14 protein-coding genes are annotated in these 19,370 nt (G+C 61.1%); 2 read left to right on the top strand and 12 right to left on the bottom strand.

The features are described from left to right. Nucleotides 1-197: 197 nt before the first annotated feature. The gene (ligD, locus tag OLZ32_RS12085) at nt 198-2,843 is read right to left on the bottom strand and encodes a DNA ligase D (protein ID WP_264396180.1); all 2,646 of its coding nucleotides are present in this window, start codon (nt 2,841-2,843) and stop codon (nt 198-200) included. Nucleotides 2,844-3,020: 177 nt separating this feature from the next. On the opposite strand from ligD, the gene OLZ32_RS12080 reads away from it, so the two are divergent. Continuing rightward, a complete protein-coding gene (locus OLZ32_RS12080) occupies nt 3,021-4,787 on the top strand; it encodes an SLC13 family permease (RefSeq protein WP_017991664.1) in 1,767 nt (588 codons plus the stop codon). Between the two features lie 60 nt (nt 4,788-4,847). Here the strand turns inward: OLZ32_RS12080 and OLZ32_RS12075 are convergent, their stop codons facing one another. The 7 genes from OLZ32_RS12075 to araD form a co-directional block, all read right to left on the bottom strand. Beyond that, a complete protein-coding gene (locus OLZ32_RS12075) occupies nt 4,848-5,909 on the bottom strand; it encodes an Ldh family oxidoreductase (protein WP_264396179.1) in 1,062 nt (353 codons plus the stop codon). Between the two features lie 70 nt (nt 5,910-5,979). After that, nucleotides 5,980-7,500 (bottom strand): ABC transporter substrate-binding protein, encoded by a 1,521-nt coding sequence (locus tag OLZ32_RS12070; protein ID WP_003550780.1) that lies wholly within the window; start codon nt 7,498-7,500, stop codon nt 5,980-5,982. Between the two features lie 184 nt (nt 7,501-7,684). Further along, nucleotides 7,685-8,590, bottom strand: coding sequence for a 5-dehydro-4-deoxyglucarate dehydratase (locus OLZ32_RS12065; RefSeq protein WP_017991666.1), 906 nt, complete (start codon nt 8,588-8,590; stop codon nt 7,685-7,687). Between the two features lie 17 nt (nt 8,591-8,607). Beyond that, on the bottom strand, nt 8,608-10,125 hold the full coding sequence (locus tag OLZ32_RS12060; RefSeq protein WP_264396178.1) for an aldehyde dehydrogenase (NADP(+)): 1,518 nt from the start codon (nt 10,123-10,125) through the stop codon (nt 8,608-8,610). Between the two features lie 174 nt (nt 10,126-10,299). Beyond that, entirely contained in the window at nt 10,300-11,010 is a 711-nt protein-coding gene (locus OLZ32_RS12055) for a ribonuclease activity regulator RraA (RefSeq protein WP_264396177.1), read from the bottom strand. A 22-nt stretch (nt 11,011-11,032) separates the two neighbouring features. Beyond that, the gene (locus tag OLZ32_RS12050) at nt 11,033-12,223 is read right to left on the bottom strand and encodes an L-talarate/galactarate dehydratase (protein ID WP_003550772.1); all 1,191 of its coding nucleotides are present in this window, start codon (nt 12,221-12,223) and stop codon (nt 11,033-11,035) included. Between the two features lie 9 nt (nt 12,224-12,232). Beyond that, entirely contained in the window at nt 12,233-13,969 is a 1,737-nt protein-coding gene (araD, locus tag OLZ32_RS12045) for an L-arabinonate dehydratase (protein WP_264396176.1), read from the bottom strand. A 143-nt stretch (nt 13,970-14,112) separates the two neighbouring features. Here araD and OLZ32_RS12040 point away from each other — a divergent pair, with 143 nt between their 5' ends. Further along, a complete protein-coding gene (locus tag OLZ32_RS12040) occupies nt 14,113-14,832 on the top strand; it encodes a GntR family transcriptional regulator (RefSeq protein WP_003550768.1) in 720 nt (239 codons plus the stop codon). 27 nt (nt 14,833-14,859) lie between these two features. Here the strand turns inward: OLZ32_RS12040 and OLZ32_RS12035 are convergent, their stop codons facing one another. The 4 genes from OLZ32_RS12035 to OLZ32_RS12020 are packed head-to-tail and all read right to left on the bottom strand — an operon-like array spanning nt 14,860 to nt 19,275. After that, nucleotides 14,860-15,807 carry a 2-hydroxyacid dehydrogenase gene (locus tag OLZ32_RS12035; protein WP_264396175.1) on the bottom strand — a complete coding sequence of 316 codons (948 nt, stop codon included), beginning with the start codon at nt 15,805-15,807 and terminating at the stop codon, nt 14,860-14,862. Further along, the gene (locus OLZ32_RS12030; protein ID WP_003550764.1) at nt 15,804-17,438 is read right to left on the bottom strand and encodes an ABC transporter ATP-binding protein; all 1,635 of its coding nucleotides are present in this window, start codon (nt 17,436-17,438) and stop codon (nt 15,804-15,806) included. The genes OLZ32_RS12035 and OLZ32_RS12030 overlap by 4 nt, the downstream gene beginning before the upstream one ends. Continuing rightward, nucleotides 17,431-18,357, bottom strand: a complete 927-nt coding sequence (locus tag OLZ32_RS12025) for an ABC transporter permease (RefSeq protein ID WP_017956475.1) — start codon at nt 18,355-18,357, stop codon at nt 17,431-17,433. The genes OLZ32_RS12030 and OLZ32_RS12025 overlap by 8 nt, the downstream gene beginning before the upstream one ends. Nucleotides 18,358-18,360: 3 nt before the next feature. Further along, entirely contained in the window at nt 18,361-19,275 is a 915-nt protein-coding gene (locus OLZ32_RS12020) for an ABC transporter permease (protein ID WP_003550760.1), read from the bottom strand. Between the last annotated feature and the right edge of the window lie 95 nt (nt 19,276-19,370).

The raw sequence follows: 19,370 nt of genomic DNA, 5'->3' as shown, positions 1-19,370 counted from the left end.
TCCCCGCGCTCAGGTCTACTGGTCCGGTAAGTGGACCAGTAGACCTGAGCAAAAGAGGATTGTCAACGTGGTGGCACGCGATTTACCCAACCGTTATTTGGAGCAGTTTTGTGAATGGCAATATCAGCACGCCGAGAAAATTCACGCCGAGAAAACCAGCCGATCACAGTGCCGGATGGACTGTAGTCCGATAACGCTCAAGCCACTTTGGAGACTTTGCCGAGGCGCTTGATCGCCTGTTCCAGCGGACGCTTGCCGTCGCTGTAATCTTCCCAGGCGGAAGATTTTGACAGCAGGGTCGGAACGGTGCGGATGGTGAAGCGCTTGGGGTCCAGATCTGATTTGACCTGCGTCCAAGTCAACGGCATCGAGACGGTGGCACCCGGCCTGGCGCGCGGTGACAAAGGCGCCACCGCCGTCGCCATCCGGTCGTTGCGCAGATAGTCGAGGAAGATCCGGCCGTTCCTCAGGCTCTTCGTCATCTTGATCAGATAGAGATCGGGATTGTCGCGCGCCATCTGCTGGCAGACGTCGTGCGCAAAACCCTTCGCTTCGGCCCACGAAAGCGGCTTGCGCTTGTTGACCGCAAGCGGAGTGACGACGTGCAGACCCTTGCCGCCAGTCGTCTTGCAAAAGCTGATCAGACCCAGCGCGTCGAGACGGTCCCGCATTTCGCGGGCTGCCGAAACGACCGCGGAGAATGGCACGCCCGGACCTGGATCAAGGTCGAAGACGAGCCGGCCGGGCACCTCCGGCTGACGCGGTTCGCAATTCCAGGGATGCAGTTCGACGGCGCCGATCTGCGCGACGGCAGCAAGGCCTTCAATACGGTCGATCTGCAAATAGGGCTTTTTATCGCCGAAGACCTTGACCAGTTCGAGAAGGTTCGAGGTGCCGAGCATCGCATGGCGCTGGAAAAACTGCTCGCCGCCGATCCCGTCGGGCGCGCGGATGATCGAACACGGCCGTCCCCTGATGTGCTCGATCAGCCAGGAGCCGACGGCTTCGTAGTATCGGGCCAGTTCCTCCTTGGTAACGGGTTTTCCGTCATTGGCATCCGGCCATAGCGGCTTGTCCGGGTTGGAGATCAGTACCCCCATGACCTCGGCCTTGGCGCTTTTTCGGCGGACGGGTCTGGCCTTTGCCTCCACCGCCGGCTGCGGCACGTCAGTTTCCGCGGGCTTTGCCGGCCGTTCGGCCTTGACCTCTTTGGCCGGCTTGTCGTCCCGCAGTCCCTTGAAGGCTGCCTGCCGGACAATGCCGTCGGCGGTCCAGCCCGCGAATTCGATTTCCGCCACCAGCTCGGGCTTCAGCCAGGTGACCTCGGCCTCCTTCTTCGGCGCGCCGATGCCGGTGAAAGGTGATTTTGCCGTCTCGAGCGCTTTCAACTTCGGAAGCAGCGTTTCCACTTTCTTTGCGCCATATCCCGTGCCGACGCGGCCGACATAGACGAAGTGGTCGCCGTGATAGACGCCGACCAGCAGGGATCGGAATTTCCCGTTGGTCTTGGCATAGGCGCCGATCACCACCTCGTGGCCGGAGCGGCATTTCGACTTCGCCCAGCTTTCGGTGCGGCCGGATTGATAGGGTGCATCCGCCTCTTTCGAGACGATGCCTTCCAGTGAGAGCTTGCAGGCAGATCGAAGGACTGCATCACCGCCGGTGTCGAAATGCTCGACGAAACGGATACGCGGATCGCTGCCGGCGTCGGAGAGAAGGCTTTGAAGCCGCGCCTTCCGCTCGACCAGCGGCAGTGATCGCACGTCCTCGCCACCCTCATAGAGAAGATCGAAAGCGAAATAGACGAGTTCGCCGGTCTTGCCTTCCGAAAGGGCCGCCTGCAGGGCCGCAAAATCCGGAGCGCCATGATCGTCGAGGGCGCAGATCTCGCCGTCGATGATCGCATCGGGCAGCGTCGATGCCGCCTCGGCGATCTCGGGATATTTTGCCGTCCAGTCGAGCCCTTTCCTGGTCTTCAGCGTCGCCTCACCATCCAGCACTCGCATCTGGATCCGATAACCGTCAAATTTGATCTCGTGAAGCCAGCCGGTGCCGGCCGGAGGGCGTTCCAGTGTCTGGCAGAGCTGCGGCGCAATGAAATCCGGCAGATCGACCTTTGTGACCGGTTTCGATTTCCGACCGCCTCCGGCGTCCTCTTTTCGCTCTTCGGCAGCCAGTCCGTGATTGCTGTCCCAGACGGCATTAGCCTGAACGTCGCCACCCTCGACCATGAAAGGCCTGGGCTTTCGTCCCTTGCCGGCGGCAATCATCTCCATGGTTCGGCCGGAGGCGACAGAGGTGTCGTTCTCCTCGAGGATCGCCTCGCCATTGTTTTCGACGGAGAACTCATCATGGTGTTTGATGAGCAGCCAATTTGTCCGGTTGCCGCCGTTGCGATCATTGCGCATGCGCACCAGCACGAAGCTGCCGTGCAGCCGTTTGCCTTCCAAGATGAACTTGAAGTCACCCTTGGCGAGGGCCTGTTCGGGGCTCTTTTTTCCTTCCGGTTCCCAATAGCCCCGATCCCAGAGCATGACCGTCCCACCGCCATACTGACCTTTTGGAATGGTGCCTTCGAAGTCGCCATAGTCCAGCGGGTGATCCTCGACCTCGACCGCCAGCCGCTTGTCGTGCGGGTCGAGGGACGGCCCTTTGGTGACCGCCCAGGACTTGAAGACGCCATCCAGCTCGAGCCTCAGATCGTAGTGCAGCCGGGTGGCATCATGTTTCTGGATGACGAAGCGACGGCGGTTGCTGCGGGCGAGCTGCGTATCGCCGCTCGGCTCATCCGTTTTTTTAAAGTCGCGCTTCGACCGATAGGTCGATAGTTTGTCACTGGCCATGGTCGTTCCCGAAAGCAGCCCCGACAGCGAAATGCCGGCTGGCCGCTGGAAGTTCCATCAGGGTGCTCCTCCAGCCGTCAGCGGATAAAACGGCTGGGATAGACGAGAAAAAATTTCTCAGCCGCGCCGCATCGTTCTCTTGCTTGAAACGTTAATTACTACCACCGGGATGCAAAAATGCGCGCTGATCAATGGCTATCTCTTCTCATCATCGCGCTGATGATGGGCGCGTTCCTGTGGGGTCGTTATCGATACGATATAGTCGCCGTAAGCTCCCTTCTCGCTGCAATCATTGTCGGCATCGTCCCCGCCAAGAATGCTTTTTCCGGCTTTTCCGATGACATTGTTATCATCGTTGGCAGCGCGCTCATCGTCAGTGCGGCGATATCCAGATCGGGGATCATGGATGTCGCCTTGCGCAGATTTTCTCCCGAACGACGCGGGCCACGGATGCAGCTGATCATTCTGGTTGCCATTGTCGCAACGCTGTCGGCCTTTATCAAAAACATCGGTGCGCTGGCGATCATGATTCCGGTGGCTGTGCAAATGGCCCGAAAATCAAGCGTATCACCGTCGATGTTCTTGATGCCGATGTCTTTCGCCTCCCTGCTTGGGGGGCTGATGACGCAGATCGGCACGTCGCCGAACATCATCGTGTCCAGGGTGCGAGAAGAGATCACTGGGCAGCCATTCACGATGTTCGATTATACGCCCGTCGGTCTGGCGCTGGCAGTCGCGGGCGTTGTTTTTCTGGCGTTCTTCTACAGGCTGCTGCCTGAAAGATCGCGTGCAGAGACGTCGATGGACGAGGCGGTAGCAATCAAAAACTATACCACCGAAGCCAAGGTCGCTGCGCCGTCCGGCGCGATCGGGCAGTCGATCAGTTGGCTGCAGAAGCCTGCTGGCGGCGATGCGATGGTCACGGCAATTATCGGAGGCGGCGGCCAAAAGCGCACGCCACTTCCCGACACCGTCCTCAAGGAGGGCGACCTTCTTATTATCGAGGGCGAGCAGAGCGCGCTCGACAAGATCGTCAGCGAAGCCAAGCTTCAACTGTCCGATCGTAAGCACGAGCCCGAGGTACGCCGCGACATAGGTTCCGTTGAAGCCATTGTCGGCGAACATTCCCGATTGATCGGCGTCAGCGCAAAAGACATTTCTCTCTTCGACAACACCGGCCTCAACCTTCTTGCCGTCAGCCGCCGCGACAAACGCTTCACCGAGCGTCTGGGGGAGATCAAGATCCGCAACGGCGACGTCCTGGTCTTGCAGGGCAATCTGCAGAAATTACCGGATCTTTTGCGCGAATGGGGATGCCTGCCGCTCGTCGAACGAAATTTGAAACTCGGCAGCGCCCGCAATGGCCTAGTCCCCGTCATTATCCTCGTGGCAACGATGGCGGCCACGGCCTTTGGTGGGATCCCCGTTGCAACAGCGTTTTTCGCGGCCGCTTTTCTGATGGTGGTCACCCGATCCATTCCCTTGCGGGAGGTCTATCAGCATCTCGATGCGCCCATTCTGATCATGCTGGCCGCTCTCATTCCGATCAGCGACTCGCTCAGGACCACAGGAACCACCGACATCATCGCGGACCTCCTCTCGCGAACCGCCGAAATGCTCCCGCCCTTCGGGGCTTTGGCTCTCATCCTGGTTGCGGCCATGGCCGTAACCCCGTTTTTGAACAACGCAGCGACGGTTCTGGTCATGGCCCCGATCGCTGCGACCTTTGCCGAGCAGTTGGGCTTCAGACCCGATGCTTTTCTGATGGCGGTGGCGATTGGAGCCGGCTGCGACTTCCTCACGCCCATCGGACACCAGTGCAACACGCTCGTGATGGGACCGGGCGGATATCGATTTGGTGACTACGCCCGGCTGGGTCTGCCGCTCTCGCTCATTGTGGTGGTCGTCAGCGTGCCGATCCTGTTGTTGGTCTGGCCGATCTGATTGCACCTGACACCGGGCATTGCGGCGACCGATAGGAGTTTCGAAGCCGAGATGTTTTCCTCACGCGGCGACGTCGGGAATAGGCAGGCCCAGGATCTCGGCATGTTTACAAAGCTTCTGCCAAGCTGCATCGCCGACCGGCACGCCCTCTTCCAACGCCGAGCGGCGCCTTCGCGCTGCGCTATCGCCCGGCATGCGGACAGGACCATTGTTCCAGGGCGCCGGAGGATTGCTGCGGCATGCAGAGCCGAGAAAATCGGACTGCGTCGTAAAGGCATCCAACCCGGCAAAAAAGGCGGGGTCGATGATCTGGACGAAGGCGCTTTGCGAAAAGACACCAGAAGGCGCGTTCGCCCGTCCCTTGCCGGAAAGCCCCTGCCCCAGCAATTCGACGATCAGCCCGAGCCCAAAACCCTTGTGCCCCTTCAGCTGGCCGCCGAGAGGCATCATCGTCCCGCCCCGTTCGGTCACCTCGCGCGGATCGTCGGTCGGCTCGCCTGCAGCGGTGAGGGCCCAGGCCTCAGGAAATTTCTTGCCGGCCTTCGCCAGGTTTTGCGTCATGGTCGTGGTGGTGATCGAGGCCGACACGTCGATCAGGATCGGATCCTTAGACGTCGGGAAGCCGGCCGCCATCGGATTGGGCGTCAGGAGCGGCTTCGTGCCGCCATAGGGCGCAACGCGGCTCGCCGCGGGATGCGAGACCGACAGCTGCACGATCAGGCCCCGGTCGGTTACCTCCCGCATGAAGGCTGAAAGAGCGCAGGTATGGTGGCAGTTGCGGATCGCGGCGGTGACGACGCCATGATCGCTTACACGTTCGCAGGCCTGCTCGATCGCCTTGGTCAGCAGCCATGCGCCCGGCAGGGATTTGCCGTCCCAAACAAAGGCAGCGCCGCGGTCATTGACGACCTCATAGCTGCCCGACTTTGCCAGTGAACCGTCTTCCAACGCCTCGACATACCAGTTCAGAAGGCTGACGCCATGGGTTTCGTGGCCGATCATGTCGCCCTCCACCAGGACGGCGGCAGTGGTTTCGGCCTTGTCGATCTCCATGCCGGCGCGGGTCAATATCTGCTCGGTGAATTGAGTTAGGGCAACGCGATCAATCAGAGGCATAGGCATCTATCCGTCATGTCATGGAAAGCAGGGGCCGCCATTGGTGGCGGCCCCTGCCTAAGTTCGACAGACCAGCTTACTTGAAGCGGATCTGCGCCAGCTGCAGTTCGGAATTCGTCGCGATCGTCGGCTTGAAGTCGAGACGCGGCGAAACGCGGGTGAACCCGACCATGTGAAACATCGGGATATCCGCAATGATCTCAGTGTTCACCTTGGCGAAAAGCTCCTTCCAGAGTTTTGTGCGCTCGTCGCCGGTGGCAGAGGTCGCCTTGGCGATCAGCGCGTCGACAGCGGGATCGCGAACCATGGAGTGGGAGCCGTCGGTCGCATATTTCACGAATGCGGTAAAGACGGGATCGCCGGTCGCATTATCGTGCTGCGACTGAGTCAGCGTCGGACCGGAATCAGCGACAAAGGGTGCAACGAAGTAGCCGTTCCACACGGAAACGTCATACATGTCGAGCTTCACGTTCAAGCCGACTTCCTGAAGCATCGCCATCATCGCTTCCATCGCTTCGGTGGCGTTGGGATATTGCCCGTTGCGACCGATGATGCGGATCTCACGATCGACCGGGACACCGTCCGCTTTCGCCGCTTCGACCAGTCCCTTCGCTTTTTCGGGATCATAGGGCCAGGCGGGGATATCGGCATTGTAGCCGATCGTTGTGGGTACGACGAGCTGTGTCGCGATCTTCGCCTGTTCGGGGAACAGCGTTCCGAGCATCGCCTGACGATCGATGGCGAGGTTCATCGCTTCGCGGATGCGCCGGTCGTTGAGGGGTGCTGCGCGCGTATCGATGCGCAGCGATGTCGTCTCCGAATTCGGATAGGCGAAATCGGTTTCCTTGTTGGTGGCATCCTGTACGGATACGGCCGGAACGATATCGGCTTCGCCGGCATCGACCATGGCGGCAGCAACGGCGCTGTCAGAGCGGAACAGATAGGTCGCCTGTTCCACCTGGGGTTTCTCCCCCCAATATTCCGGATTGCGCTTCAGCACGATCGACTGGCCGATTTCCCATTTGTCGAACGTATAAGGGCCAGTGCCAATCGGTTTGCGGGTGAATTCGTCGGCTGGTGTCGCCTCGGCCGATTCCACAGCCATCACCGTCATCAGAAGCGGAAGAATCGGCTGCGCCGGTTTTGTCGTAATGCGGATCGTGTTGGCATCGGGCGTTTCGAAGCTGAATTCCGTGCCGCCGAAATATTTGCCGCCGGTCTCACAGCTGAGCTTCTTGTTCTTGTTGCGCTCGATGGTGAATTGGACATCCTTGGCGGTGAACGGCTTGCCATCGTGCCATTTGACATTCGGGCGCAGTTTGAACTCCCAGGTGTCGTCATCGATCTTCGACCATTCCGTCGCCAGGCGGGGTTTGAGACCGCCATTGACGTAGTCGAATTCCACCAGCATTTCGTTGACGTTTTCAGAAATGACCCGGCCGACGTCCTGGCGCGCTGCCATACAGGGTTCGACGACATCGACGGTTTCGGCAAGCACAATAGTGACGTTGCTCTTGGCATCCTGAGCGTGCGCCGTACCGCCGCTCAGCGCGAGCACCGTTGTTGAAAAGCAGGCAGCTAACAAATGCAGTTTCATTTCGTTCTCCTCCCATGCGCCTTTGGCGCTCCTCACAGTGAATCTGCGTCCCGTTTCCGGTGCTCCGGCATCTATCTCCTCATAGTCCTATAAAGCACAAGTGCACTAATATACTAGTTGACGATTGCGTTCAACCCTGGCGCTCCGAGTGCACAGCCTTCAACCTTGTCTGGGGCGCGAAATCTTACTTGGCCGAAGCAATCAGTTCGCGCATCATCTCGACTTCCTCGTCGGTAAGATCCGTCAGCGGCGCCCGCACCGGACCGGCATCAAAGCCGCGCAAACGCACGCCTGCCTTGACCGCGGATACCGCATAACCGGCCTTGCGATCGCGGATGCGGGCGAAGGGATAATAGAAATCGCGCAGCATCTGCTCACAGGCCGCGTCGTCACCGGCGAGGAATGCCTTGTGGAACTTCAGTGCCGTTTCAGGCACGAAATTGAAGACCGCCGAGGAATAGGTCGGCATGCCGGCTCCGCGATAGGCTTGAGCAAACAGTTCGTGTGTCGGCATGCCCCCGATATAGGAAAGGCGGTCCCCCAGCGCGATCGTCACACGGCGCACCGTATCGATGTCACCGGTTCCATCCTTGAAGCCGATCAGATTTGGGCATTCGTCGGCAAGCTGAGCAAGCTGCTCGGCCGAAACCCGCGCCTGGCCGCGATTATAAACGATAACGCCCATATTGGTGGCCTTGCAAACGGCCCGTACACGCGCGGCAATGCCATCTGCCGGCGCCTCGGTCAGGTAATGCGGCAGCAGAAGAATGCCGTCGCCACCGGCCGCCTCGATCTCGCGCGCCATGTCGCAGGCAATCCGCGTGCCGTAGCCGCATCCGGCAATAACAGGCGCATCGCCGGACACGGCGCGGGCGGCCTTTACCACCTCGACCACCTCACCCGGCGTCAGCGAGAATAGCTCACCGGTGCCGCCGGCAACGATTAGGCCGGCAACGGGGTACGATGACAGCCATTCCAGATGCGCCGAAAACGGCCTGGCGGCAAACCGGTCCTCGGCATCGAAAGGAGTGACCGGAAAAGACAGCAGGCCGTTGCGAATGATCTCGCGAAGTTCCGTCGGGGCGATCAATTTGGTACTCCTCGGTTTCAGTTGCGCAGGTCTTGCGGCAACAGGTCGGCGGGGAAATTCTGATAGGCGACGGGGCGCAGAAATCTGCGGATCGACATGGTCCCGACGCTGGTCGCGCCGAAATTGGTCGAGGCCGGATAGGGTCCGCCATGCACCATGGAATCGACAACCTCAACGCCGGTTGGGAAGCCATTGACTAGCAATCTGCCAGCCTTCCTTTCGAGGATCGGCAGCAGGTCGCGGGCAAGGCCAAGATCGGCGTCGTCCATATGGATCGTCGCGGTCAGCTGTCCCTGAAAGCTTTCGGCGAGGGCGACCATCTCTTCAGGCGAGCCGACGCGCACGACGAGGCCGAGAGGGCCGAACACCTCTTCGCTGAGCGAGTGATCGGCAAGCCAGGCAGAGCCGTTGGTCTCGAACAGGTTCGGCGCGGCGTCGCGGCCGGCACTGTCTGCAGCGAGAACCGGCGCGACGGCATTGCTTGCCCGCAGGCGGTCGGCACCTTCGTGATAGGCCGTGGCGATGCCGTTGGTCAGCATCGTCTGCGGCGCCACCTTTTCAAGAGCCGCCTTGGCGGCACGGGTGAACTTGTCCGCCTCCGGCCCGTCGACGACGACGGCGATGCCGGGCTTGGTGCAGAACTGGCCGGCACCAAGCGTCAGTGAACCGGCCCAGCCGGAACCGATTGCATCCGCCCGGGCAGCGGTAGCAGCCGGCAGCAGGAACATCGGATTAACGCTGCCGAGTTCCCCGAAAAAGGGGATCGGCTCAGGGCGCTGGGCGCAAAGGTCAAAGAGCGCCCGTCCGCCGGCAAGCGAGCCGGTAAAGCCGACGGCTTTGATGGCGGGATGGGTCACCAGAGCCGTTCCGACATCGCGGCGGCCGCCCTGGATCAGGCTGAAGACGCCAGCCGGCATTCCAGTGCGCTCGATAGCGGCTGCAATCGCCTCGGCAATGATTTCACCTGTGCCGGGATGGGCCGAATGCCCCTTCACCACGACCGGGCAGCCCGCCGCAAGCGCTGCTGCCGTATCGCCGCCGGCCGTCGAGAATGCCAGCGGAAAATTCGAAGCGCCGAAGACGGCGACCGGGCCGATCGGCCGCTGCACCAGACGGATCTCGGGCCGCGGCGCCGGCTGCCGATCGGGTTGGGCTGCGTCGACGCGAGCGTCGAGATGCGCGCCCTTGCGGATATGGTCGGCAAACAGTCTGAGTTGGCCGGTGGTGCGAGCGCGTTCGCCGTTGAGCCGGCCCTCCGGAAGCCCGGTTTCCTGCGTTCCGATGAGGGTGACGGCCTCGCCGCGCTTGTCGATCTCCTCGGCGATTGCCTCGAGGAATAGGCCGCGCTCCTCGCGTGTCGTTGCCGAAAACGCTGCAAAAGCAGCTTCGGCGGCGCGGCAGGCGCGGTCGACCAGTTCCGTTGTGCCGACAGCAAAGTCATGTGCCTGCCCATGCGCCGGCTCGGACCGAAATGTCGTCGTTCCGGCAATCCACTCGCCGGCGATGAAATGCCTGCCTGAAGGGGTCCAGCTCATTGTTATTCTCCTCGGCGGAGCCTTGCTCCGTGCTGATTCCGTTGTTCAACATGCGCCGCCTTAGAACAGGATGATTTTAGGCCAAGTCGGCCTAAAATCTGAATCCTGTTCTAAATTAAATAGTTAGAGCATGATGTCGTCCAAAAACCGCTTTACACTTTTCGGCATCATGCTCTAGCGGCCACTCACCTTCCGCCATTCGGCAAAGAGCGTCAGATTGCTTTCGTCGGTGGCCGGGTAGAGGCCAATGATCGTATGACCTTGCTTGACGCGTTCCGTCACGAAATCCTCGTAAGCGGTCATCTCCACCGCTTCATCAGCGATCTCGTCGGCGATCTCAGCCGGGATGACGATCACGCTGTCGTCGTCGCCAACCATGATGTCGCCCGGGAAGACCGCCACATCGCCACAGCCTATCGGCACATTGATGTCGATTGCCTCGTGCAGCGTCAGGTTCGTCGGGCTGGAGGGACGGTTGTGATAGGCGGGAATATCAAGGCCGCCGATCGTCATGGCGTCCCGGAAGCCGCCATCGGTGACGACGCCGGCGCCGCCGCGCATCATCAGACGGGTAATCAGGATGTCGCCGGCAGAGGCTGCGCGCGGATCCTTGCGGCTGTCCATCACAAGAACAGAGCCTTCCGGGCAGGTCTCGATCGCAAGCCGTTGCGGATGTTTCGGGTTCCGAAAAACGTTCATCGCGTTGCGGTCCTCACGCGCCGGCATGTAACGCAGCGTGAAGGCCGGTCCCACCATATTGCGGCCCTTCGGCTGCACCGGCCGAACATCCTGGATCGTCTGGTTTCTCAGGCCGCGCTTGAACAGCGCAGAACAAAGCGTCGCGACGGAGACACCCATCAGCTTTTCACGGGTTGCGGGGTTCATATTTCCTTCTCCTCGTTCTCATTCAAACGCCGAAGCTGCAGGTTTCCACGGTCCAGTCACGGGCTTTGCCCGTCAGGCTGCAACCAAGCCCCGGACGGGCCGGCACGATCATCCGGCCGTCCTTGATATCGAGTTGTTCGTTGAACAGTGGCGCCAGCCAATCGAAATGCTCTACCCACGGCTCATGCGCATAGGCGGCCGCCAGATGCAGATGGATTTCCATGGCGAAATGCGGCGCCAGGCGCATACGTTTCGCCTCGGCGTGTGTGCAGATGCGCAGAAAGGGCGTGATGCCGCCGACCCGCGGCGCATCCGGCTGAATGAAGTCGACCGCATCGGCCCGGATCAGCGCCATGTGCTCGTCGGCGCTTGCCAGCATTTCGCCGGTGGCGATCGGCGTGGCGAGTTCGCGTGCCAGTGCCGCATGGCCCTCGGCATCATAGGCATCGAGCGGCTCTTCGATCCATTCGAGATTGAGCGGTTCGACCAGCCGGCCGAAACGCAACGCCGTCGTGCGGTCCCATTGCTGGTTTGCATCGACCATCAGCGGGACACGGCCATCGATATGGCTGGTCACCGCATCAAGCCGGCGAAGGTCGATCATCGGGTCCGGCTGTCCGACCTTGATCTTGATGCCGCCGATCCCGGAAGCGATCGAGTGGTCGATGGCATCGCGGATTTCCTCGACGCTCGATGACAGGAAGCCGCCGGAGGTGTTGTAGCAGGCGACACTGTCGCGATGGGCGCCAAGCAGTTTTGCAAGCGGCAGGCCGGCGCGTTTCGCCTTCAGGTCCCAGAGGCAGATGTCGATGGCGGCGATTGCCTGGGTCGCAATGCCGGAGCGGCCGACCGAGGCCCCGGCCCAGCAGAGCTTGTCCCAGATGCGCGCGGTATCGTTGGGATCTTCGCCGATCAGGTTGTCTGCAAGCTCGCAGGCATGTGCATAAAGCGCAGGTCCGCCTGCCCGCTTCGAGTAACTGAAACCGAGGCCGCTATGGCCGGCCTCGGAGACGATCTCGCAAAAGAGAAAGGCCACCTGGGTCAGCGGCTTCTGCCGGCCCGTCAACACCTTGGCATCGCTGATTGGTCGCGCCAACGGCAGGTAAGCGAGCGACAGGGTAACCGATCGGATGGCGTCCAGTTTGGACGGACCGGCAGCGAAGCCAGCCTTGGGCGGCTGTGCGGGGATCGTGCGTCGATTGGGATCAAACATCGTGGTGCCTCAGTTGATGGCCGGTTCCGGCGTCTTGCCACCGAATTCCGTTGTCAGGAAATCAAAGTCGCAGCCTTTGTCGGCCTGCTCGATATGGCCGGAGAACATAAAGCCGTAGCCGCGCTCGTAATGCCGCGTCGGCGCCACCCAGGCGGCCCGCCGCGCTGTGATCTCTTCTTCGGAAACCAGCATATTGAGGCTGCGTGCCGGAATATCAAGCTCGACCATGTCCCCCGTTCTCAGCAGTGCCAGAGGCCCGCCAACATAAGATTCCGGTGCGACATGCAGCACGCAGGCGCCAAAACTGGTTCCGGACATGCGGGCGTCCGAGATGCGTACCATGTCGCGCAGGCCGAGCTTCAACAGCGCCTTCGGCATCGGGATCATGCCCCATTCCGGCATGCCCGGCCCGCCCTGGGGGCCGGCATTGCGGAGCACGAGAACCGTGTCCGGCGTCAGCGGATAGTCGGGATCATCGATGATCTTCTTCATGTCAGCATAGCTGTCGGCGACCAGGGCCGGGCCGCGATGGCGGTGGAATTTGGGGTCGCAGGCCGCTGGTTTGATGACCGCGCCGTCGGGACACAGGTTCCCCTTGAGCACCGCCAGCGAACCTTCGTGATAGACCGGGTTCGACAATGGCCGGATAACGTCGTCATTGTAGATCTTCACCTGGTCGAGACCGTCCACCAAGGGTTTTCCCATAACGGTAATCGCGGTGGGATCCAGCTTGTCGCCGAGCTGCTTCATCAGGGCACGCAGGCCCCCTGCATAAAAGAAATCCTCCATCAGATAGGTCGAACCGGAAGGCCGGATGTTGGCGAGAACCGGCGTCGTGCGACCGATGCGATCGAGATCATCGAGCTCCAGCGGGACGCCGGCGCGCCGCGCCATGGCGATCAGGTGAATGATGGCATTGGTGGAGCAGCCGGTCGCCATGGCGACCGTGACCGCGTTGTCGACGGCGGCCGGAGTGATGATCTGGTCCGGCGTCAGATCCTCCCACACCATATCGACGATGCGGCGGCCACAGGCCGCCGACATGCGCTGGTGGTTGGCGTCGGCTGCCGGGGTCGAGGATGCGCCCGGCAGCGTCAATCCCATAGCCTCGGCGATCGCCGTCATCGTCGATGCCGTGCCCATGGTCATGCAATGGCCGTAGCTGCGGGCGATTCCGCCTTCGATGCCCTGCCACTCCTCCTGGGTGATCGTGCCGGCGCGGCGCTCGTCCCAATATTTGAAGCCGTCGGTACCGGAGCCCAGCGTCTTGCCGGCATAGTTGCCGCGAAGCATCGGGCCGGCCGGCAGATAAATGAAGGGAACGCCCATGCTCACTGCGCCCATGACAAGGCCTGGTGTCGTCTTGTCGCAGCCGCCCATCAGAACGGCGCCATCGACAGGATGGCTCCGCAACAGTTCCTCGGTCTCCATCGCCAGCATATTGCGATAGAGCATCGTGGTCGGCTTGACGAAGTTTTCGGAAAGGGAAAGAGCGGGCAGTTCCATGGGGAAGCCGCCCGACTGAAGAATTCCGCGCTTCACCCATTCGGCGCGTTCACGGAAATGCATGTGGCACGGCTGCGCATCGGACCAGGTGTTGATCACGGCGATGATCGGCTTTCCCTGCCAATCCTCCGGCGCGTAACCCATCTGCATCGTCCGCGACCGGTGGCCGAACGAGCGCTGATCATCCGGCAGCATCCATCGGGCGGACCGCAATTGCTCGTAGGTTTTCCTCGCGGTCACGGCTGTCTCCCACCTTTTCGCTTGCTTATTTCAGCGTTTGCACCAACTGATATTTTAGTTTGACATATATATCAATGGAAAGTTTGCGTTCTTGTGCATTAGGTCGTGCAAAGCTATGAATGGGACTGAAAAGGACGCCTCACATGAATTCCCAGTTCGCCTCTACATTTGGCCTGACCGCGCCCGGCTTTCCGGTCGTCGCCGGCAGTACCGTCCAGCGGGTCTATGATGATCTGCGAAAGCGCATCATCACCATTCAGCTGCCGCCGGACACCACGCTGTCGCGCACCGAGCTCACCGAGACTTATGAAGTCAGCCAGACTCCTATCCGTGACGCGTTGCAGCTTCTCAAACAGGAGGGTCTGGTCCGCATTTACCCGCAGTCCCGCACTGTGGTGACCAGGATCGACGTCCTGCAGATTTACGAAGCACATTTCCTTCGCGTGGCGCTGGAAACGGAAGTTTGCCGCCGCCTCGCAACCGATCCGGATCCAGATCCGAGCGTCATTACCCGCGCCCGGTCGATCATCAAGATGCAGTCGGCAGTCGCCGACGACGCCGATCAGATCGCGATCTTCCAGGAGCTCGACGAGCTCTTTCACCAGACATTGTTCGCAGGCGCCAAGCGCAGCAGCCTCCACCAGTTGATACGCGAGCGCTCCGGCCACCTCGAGCGTATTCGTCGCCTGCATCTGCCCGAGAAGGGCAAGATCGTCAGCATTCTCGATGGGCACCACGCCATCATCGATGCGATTGCCGCGCGCAACGAACAGGGTGCGGTCGATGCAATCCGTGAGCATCTCAGCCGCACCGTCGCGAAAGTGGAAGACCTGCGGAAGGAGTTCCCGGACTACTTCGTCTGATCTGCCGCGCCGCGGGTTTTGCCGGAGTCAATTGACCGGCGTCAGCAGCGGCCTGCCTGCGAAGAAGGCGGCAAGGTTGTCGACCGTCAATTGCGCCATCCTGTCGCGCGTTTCCTCGGTACCGCTGGCATGATGGGGATAGAGCACAACGTTGTCGAGCGCTGCAAAGCGCGGATCGGGATTGGGTTCGTTGAGGTAGACATCGATGCCGGCCGAGGCGATCCGCCTTTCCTGCAAGGCCTCAATCAAGGCCGGTTCGTCGACCACGGTGCCGCGGGCAATGTTGATGAAGCTGCCGGTCGGTCCGAGCGCATTCAGCACGTCCGCCGAAATCAACCCTTCGGTGGCGAGCCCGCCAGGGGTGGCGACGATCAGGATATCGGCCCAGTCCGCCAGTTTTACCGGCGTGTCGAAATAGGCAAAATCGTTGCCGGCTTTCTTCATCCTGCCATAATAGCCGACCGTCAGCCCGACAGCTTCGCATCGCTTGGCAATGGCCATCCCTATGCGGCCGAGGCCGACGATCCCGGCCTTCTTGCCCGAGGTCGATGTCGTCAGCGGCATCATGCCCTTCTGCCCCCAATCGCCGGAGCGCACGTAGCGATCGCCTTCCGGCAGGCGCCGGCGTGCCGCCAGCATCAGAAGCAGTGCCATGTCGGCAACGTCGTCGCACAGCACCTCGGATGTGTTGGTGAGCTTGATGCCGCGCCGTGTCATCGCCTCGACGTCCATCTGGTCGTAGCCAGCCGAGGAACAGGCGGCGAGCTTTAATGCCGGCAATTTCGAAAGCAGGGCTTCGTCGATCGTCACATGGCCGTTGCAGACCAGTGCGGAGGAGATCGGGCCGGCTTGCTGCAAGAGAGTATCCCGCTCTTCGCCTTTGACAAGATCGAGCCGGTGCAGCGTGTAGGTCTCCTCCAGCATCGCCATCTGATGGGGCCGGAGCGGATAGGCGACGATGACATCGGGCTTCATGCGGAAACGAGTCCTTCCTGTCGTTGGCGGGCGGCGCGTCGGGTGGCCTGGATCTCCGGATCGGGATCGAGGCTCGCGGCAAGAAGCGCCTGCGTGTAGGGGTGGGAGGGCGCATTGAAGATCTGCTCCACCGGACCCTCCTCGACAATCTCGCCGGCCTTCATGACGATGACCCGATCGGCGAAATCGCGAACCACCGGCAGATCGTGTGCGATGAAGAGGTAAGACAGGCCGAATTCGCGACGCAGGCCCTCAAGCAAGGCAATCACCTGCGCCTGGATCGACACGTCGAGCGCCGAAACCGCCTCGTCGCAGATGATCAGTTTCGGCTCCATCGCCAGCGCCCGGGCAATCGCGATACGCTGGCGCTGGCCGCCGGAAAACTGATGTGGATACCTGTCGGCCATATCCGGTTTCAGGCCAACCTTGACCAGCAACTCGGCCACTCTCTCCTTCCATCTCGCTTTCGGCAGGATATCAGGGTGAATGACCCAGGCCTCCGAAATCAACCGGAACACGCTCATCCGCGGGTTCAGTGACTGGGTCGGGTCCTGAAAGACCATCTGCAAATCGCGACGCAGCCCGAATATTTCTCTCGGGGTCATCGCAAGCAGATCGTTGCCGCGGTAGAGAACCTGGCCCTCCTGAGGATCATCGAGGCGAACGATCGCCCGGGCAAGGGTTGACTTGCCGGAACCGCTCTCGCCGACAACGGCAACGGTTTCGCCGGGCATGATGACGAAGTCCACGCCCTTCAGCGCCTGGAATGCGCCGAAACTCTTTTTCAAGCCGATGGCGCGCAGCAGCGGTTCGCCCTGCCGGTCACGCTCCTGCGCCATCGCACCCTTCCCCGGCGCGGCGGCAATCAGCTTCTTCGTATAGGCGTTCTGCGGGTTGCGATAGACTTCGGCCGCATTGCCGGTTTCGACGACGCAGCCGGAATTCATCACCACGACCCGGTCGGCGATCTCGGCAACGACGCCCAAATCATGGGTGATCAGCAACAGGCCCATGCCGGTTTCCTGCTGCAACTCCTGCAGAAGTTCGAGCACCTGCGCCTGCACCGTCACATCAAGCGCAGTGGTGGGTTCATCCGCGATCAGGATATCGGGCTTGCAGGCGATCGCCATGGCGATCATCAGGCGCTGCCGCTGTCCGCCGGAGAACTGGAACGGATATTTTCGCATCGCCGCCTGCGGATCGGTTATGCCGACGCGCCCGATCAATTCGAGCGCCCTCGCGCCGGCGCGCTCCGCCGACTGGCCATGCGTCGTCATCATCTCGGTGATTTGCCAGCCCACCGGATAGACCGGATTGAGGTGGGCGAGCGGGTCCTGAAAGATCATGGCGATCTTGGCGCCGTTGATCGAGCGTCGCTCCTCGGGCGTCATTTTCAGCATGTCGCGGCCGTTGAGGAGAATGGTGCCGCTGGTGATCTTGCCGGGCGGCATGTCGATCAGGTTCATGATCGCCGAGGCCGACACGGACTTGCCCGAACCGCTTTCCCCAAGGATCGCCAGCGTCTCGCCGCGATCGAGATGCCAGCTGACATCCTGCACCGCCTTGACGGTCCCGCTGGCGGTGTGGAACTCGACCGAGAGGTCACGCACTTCCAAAAGATGTTCAGCCATTTTTCCTGCCCCTCATTTCAAGGCGCCAGCGTTGTGTCGGATCGAGCGCGATGCGCAGCCAATTCGACAAAAGGTTCAGCGACAGCGTCGTCAGAATGATTGCAAGGCCCGGCCAGAAGGAAAGCCACCAGGCATTGGTGAGATAGGGTCGTCCTTGAGCAACCATAAGACCCCAGGTGATCTCCGGCGCCTGAATGCCGATCCCAAGGAATGACAGCGAGGATTCGGCCAACATGACGAAGGCGAAATCGAGCGTCGCAATGGTCACCAGCGTGGGGAAGATCACTGGCAGGATGTGATGGAAGACAATGCGCCAATACGATGCTCCCATGACCTTCGCCGCCTGCACGAACATCCGCTCGCGCACTTCCAGCACTTCGGCGCGCGTGGTGCGCAGATAGATGGGAATGCGGGTGATCGCCAGGACGAGGACGATATTGGTGACCGAGGGCTCGAGCATGTAGAGCACGATCACCGCCAGAAGCAGCGACGGAAAGGACATGATGACGTCGCCGAGGCGCATGATCCATTGAGCAGCAGAAGAGCGGCTGTAACCTGCGACCAGACCGAGCGCTGTGCCGACGACAGATGATGCGAGCACGGCTGCCGCGGCAACCAGGATGGTGTTTTGCGCCGCCACGATGACGCGGGCAAGAAGCGGCCTGCCCAGCGCATCCGCGCCGAGAACATAAAGCATTCCGCGGGTGATATCGAACGGGGGCGCGTTGCGGCCCCGCAGGTTCTGCTTGGTGGCGATGGCCTCCAGCAGGAACGGGCCAAACAGCGCACAGAGCAGAACGATCAAGAGGAACAGAGCCGCGAAGAAAGCGAGCTTGTCCGCCCACAGCATCGTCAGCCAACGCCCGATCGGGCCGCTTGGTTTTTTCTCGGCGAGGATTTGTGTGTCGGCCATCGTCATCGCTCAATACCGGATGCGCGGATCGAGCAGCGCATAGGCGATGTCGATCAACAGGTTCATGATGAAGATCGCCAGTGCCGAGACCATGATGACGGCCAGCACGACGGCGAAATCGCGAAGCAAAATGGAATCGATCATCAACTTGCCGATGCCCGGAAAACCAAACACCGTCTCGACGACGACGGCACCGTTCAGGATGGCGGCCGCCTGGTCGCCGATGACTGTGATCACCGGCAGCATGGCGTTGCGCAGTCCGTGAATGAAGATGATTGAGTTCGAACGGACTCCCTTGGCGCGGGCCGTCTTCACGTAGGCGGAAGACAGAACACTGATCATCGAGCCGCGGACCACCTGCAGGATCAGGCCGAAAGGCCGGATGAACAGCACGCTGACCGGCAGGACCCAGTGCCAGAAAGTTCCCGTTCCCGATGTCGGCAGGACATGTAGTTTGACGGCGAAAATGACGATCGCCACGATGGCCAGCCAGAAATCCGGCGCCGCAGCGCCGATCAGCGAGAAGAAAGTGGCGAGACGGTCGAAGACGCCGCCGACGCGAAACGCCGCGAGCGAACCGATAACGATCGCGGCGACCGTGACCAGCGCCATGGTGATGACAGCCAGCCAGAAGGTCCACACGAATGCCTCCAGCACGACATCCATGGCCGGACGGGCCTGTCGCAGTGACTGACCGAAATTGCCCTGTGCGAGATCCGAGACGTAACGGCCGAACTGGATGATCAACGGATCGTTGAAACCGTTCATCTCACGGAATTGCTGGCGCATTTCCGTGGTCGCATCGATCGGCAGATAGAGGTCGGTCGGATCGCCCGTCAGCCGGGACAGGAAGAACACGATGACGATAAGCACCACGAGCGATACGCCACTGGCGATCGCGCGTTTGCCGATGAAACTCTTCATGCCACTCCTCCCGAGTGAACCCCATGGGGTCGTGATGTCCGGTTTCGTCTTCGTCTGTGCTGCCTGTCATACCCCTCCGGCAACAGGCACGGCTC

Origin of the sequence: Rhizobium acaciae, assembly GCF_025941625.1 — a bacterium.
Classification (GTDB): domain Bacteria; phylum Pseudomonadota; class Alphaproteobacteria; order Rhizobiales; family Rhizobiaceae; genus Rhizobium; species Rhizobium acaciae.
This window is presented reverse-complemented; position numbering and strand designations above follow the sequence as displayed.

Excerpts from the sequence above, each read along its gene's own strand:
- ligD (WP_264396180.1), bottom strand. The coding sequence starts at position 2,843 with ATGGCCAGTGACAAACTATCGACCTATCGGTCGAAGCGCGACTTTAAA.
- OLZ32_RS12075 (WP_264396179.1), bottom strand. The coding sequence starts at position 5,909 with ATGCCTATGCCTCTGATTGATCGCGTTGCCCTAACTCAATTCACCGAG.
- OLZ32_RS12020 (WP_003550760.1), bottom strand. The coding sequence starts at position 19,275 with ATGAAGAGTTTCATCGGCAAACGCGCGATCGCCAGTGGCGTATCGCTC.
- OLZ32_RS12080 (WP_017991664.1), top strand. The coding sequence starts at position 3,021 with ATGCGCGCTGATCAATGGCTATCTCTTCTCATCATCGCGCTGATGATG.
- OLZ32_RS12055 (WP_264396177.1), bottom strand. The coding sequence starts at position 11,010 with ATGAACCCCGCAACCCGTGAAAAGCTGATGGGTGTCTCCGTCGCGACG.
- OLZ32_RS12050 (WP_003550772.1), bottom strand. The coding sequence starts at position 12,223 with ATGTTTGATCCCAATCGACGCACGATCCCCGCACAGCCGCCCAAGGCT.
- OLZ32_RS12040 (WP_003550768.1), top strand. The coding sequence starts at position 14,113 with ATGAATTCCCAGTTCGCCTCTACATTTGGCCTGACCGCGCCCGGCTTT.
- OLZ32_RS12070 (WP_003550780.1), bottom strand. The coding sequence starts at position 7,500 with ATGAAACTGCATTTGTTAGCTGCCTGCTTTTCAACAACGGTGCTCGCG.
- OLZ32_RS12025 (WP_017956475.1), bottom strand. The coding sequence starts at position 18,357 with ATGACGATGGCCGACACACAAATCCTCGCCGAGAAAAAACCAAGCGGC.
- OLZ32_RS12060 (WP_264396178.1), bottom strand. The coding sequence starts at position 10,125 with ATGAGCTGGACCCCTTCAGGCAGGCATTTCATCGCCGGCGAGTGGATT.
- OLZ32_RS12035 (WP_264396175.1), bottom strand. The coding sequence starts at position 15,807 with ATGAAGCCCGATGTCATCGTCGCCTATCCGCTCCGGCCCCATCAGATG.
- OLZ32_RS12030 (WP_003550764.1), bottom strand. The coding sequence starts at position 17,438 with ATGGCTGAACATCTTTTGGAAGTGCGTGACCTCTCGGTCGAGTTCCAC.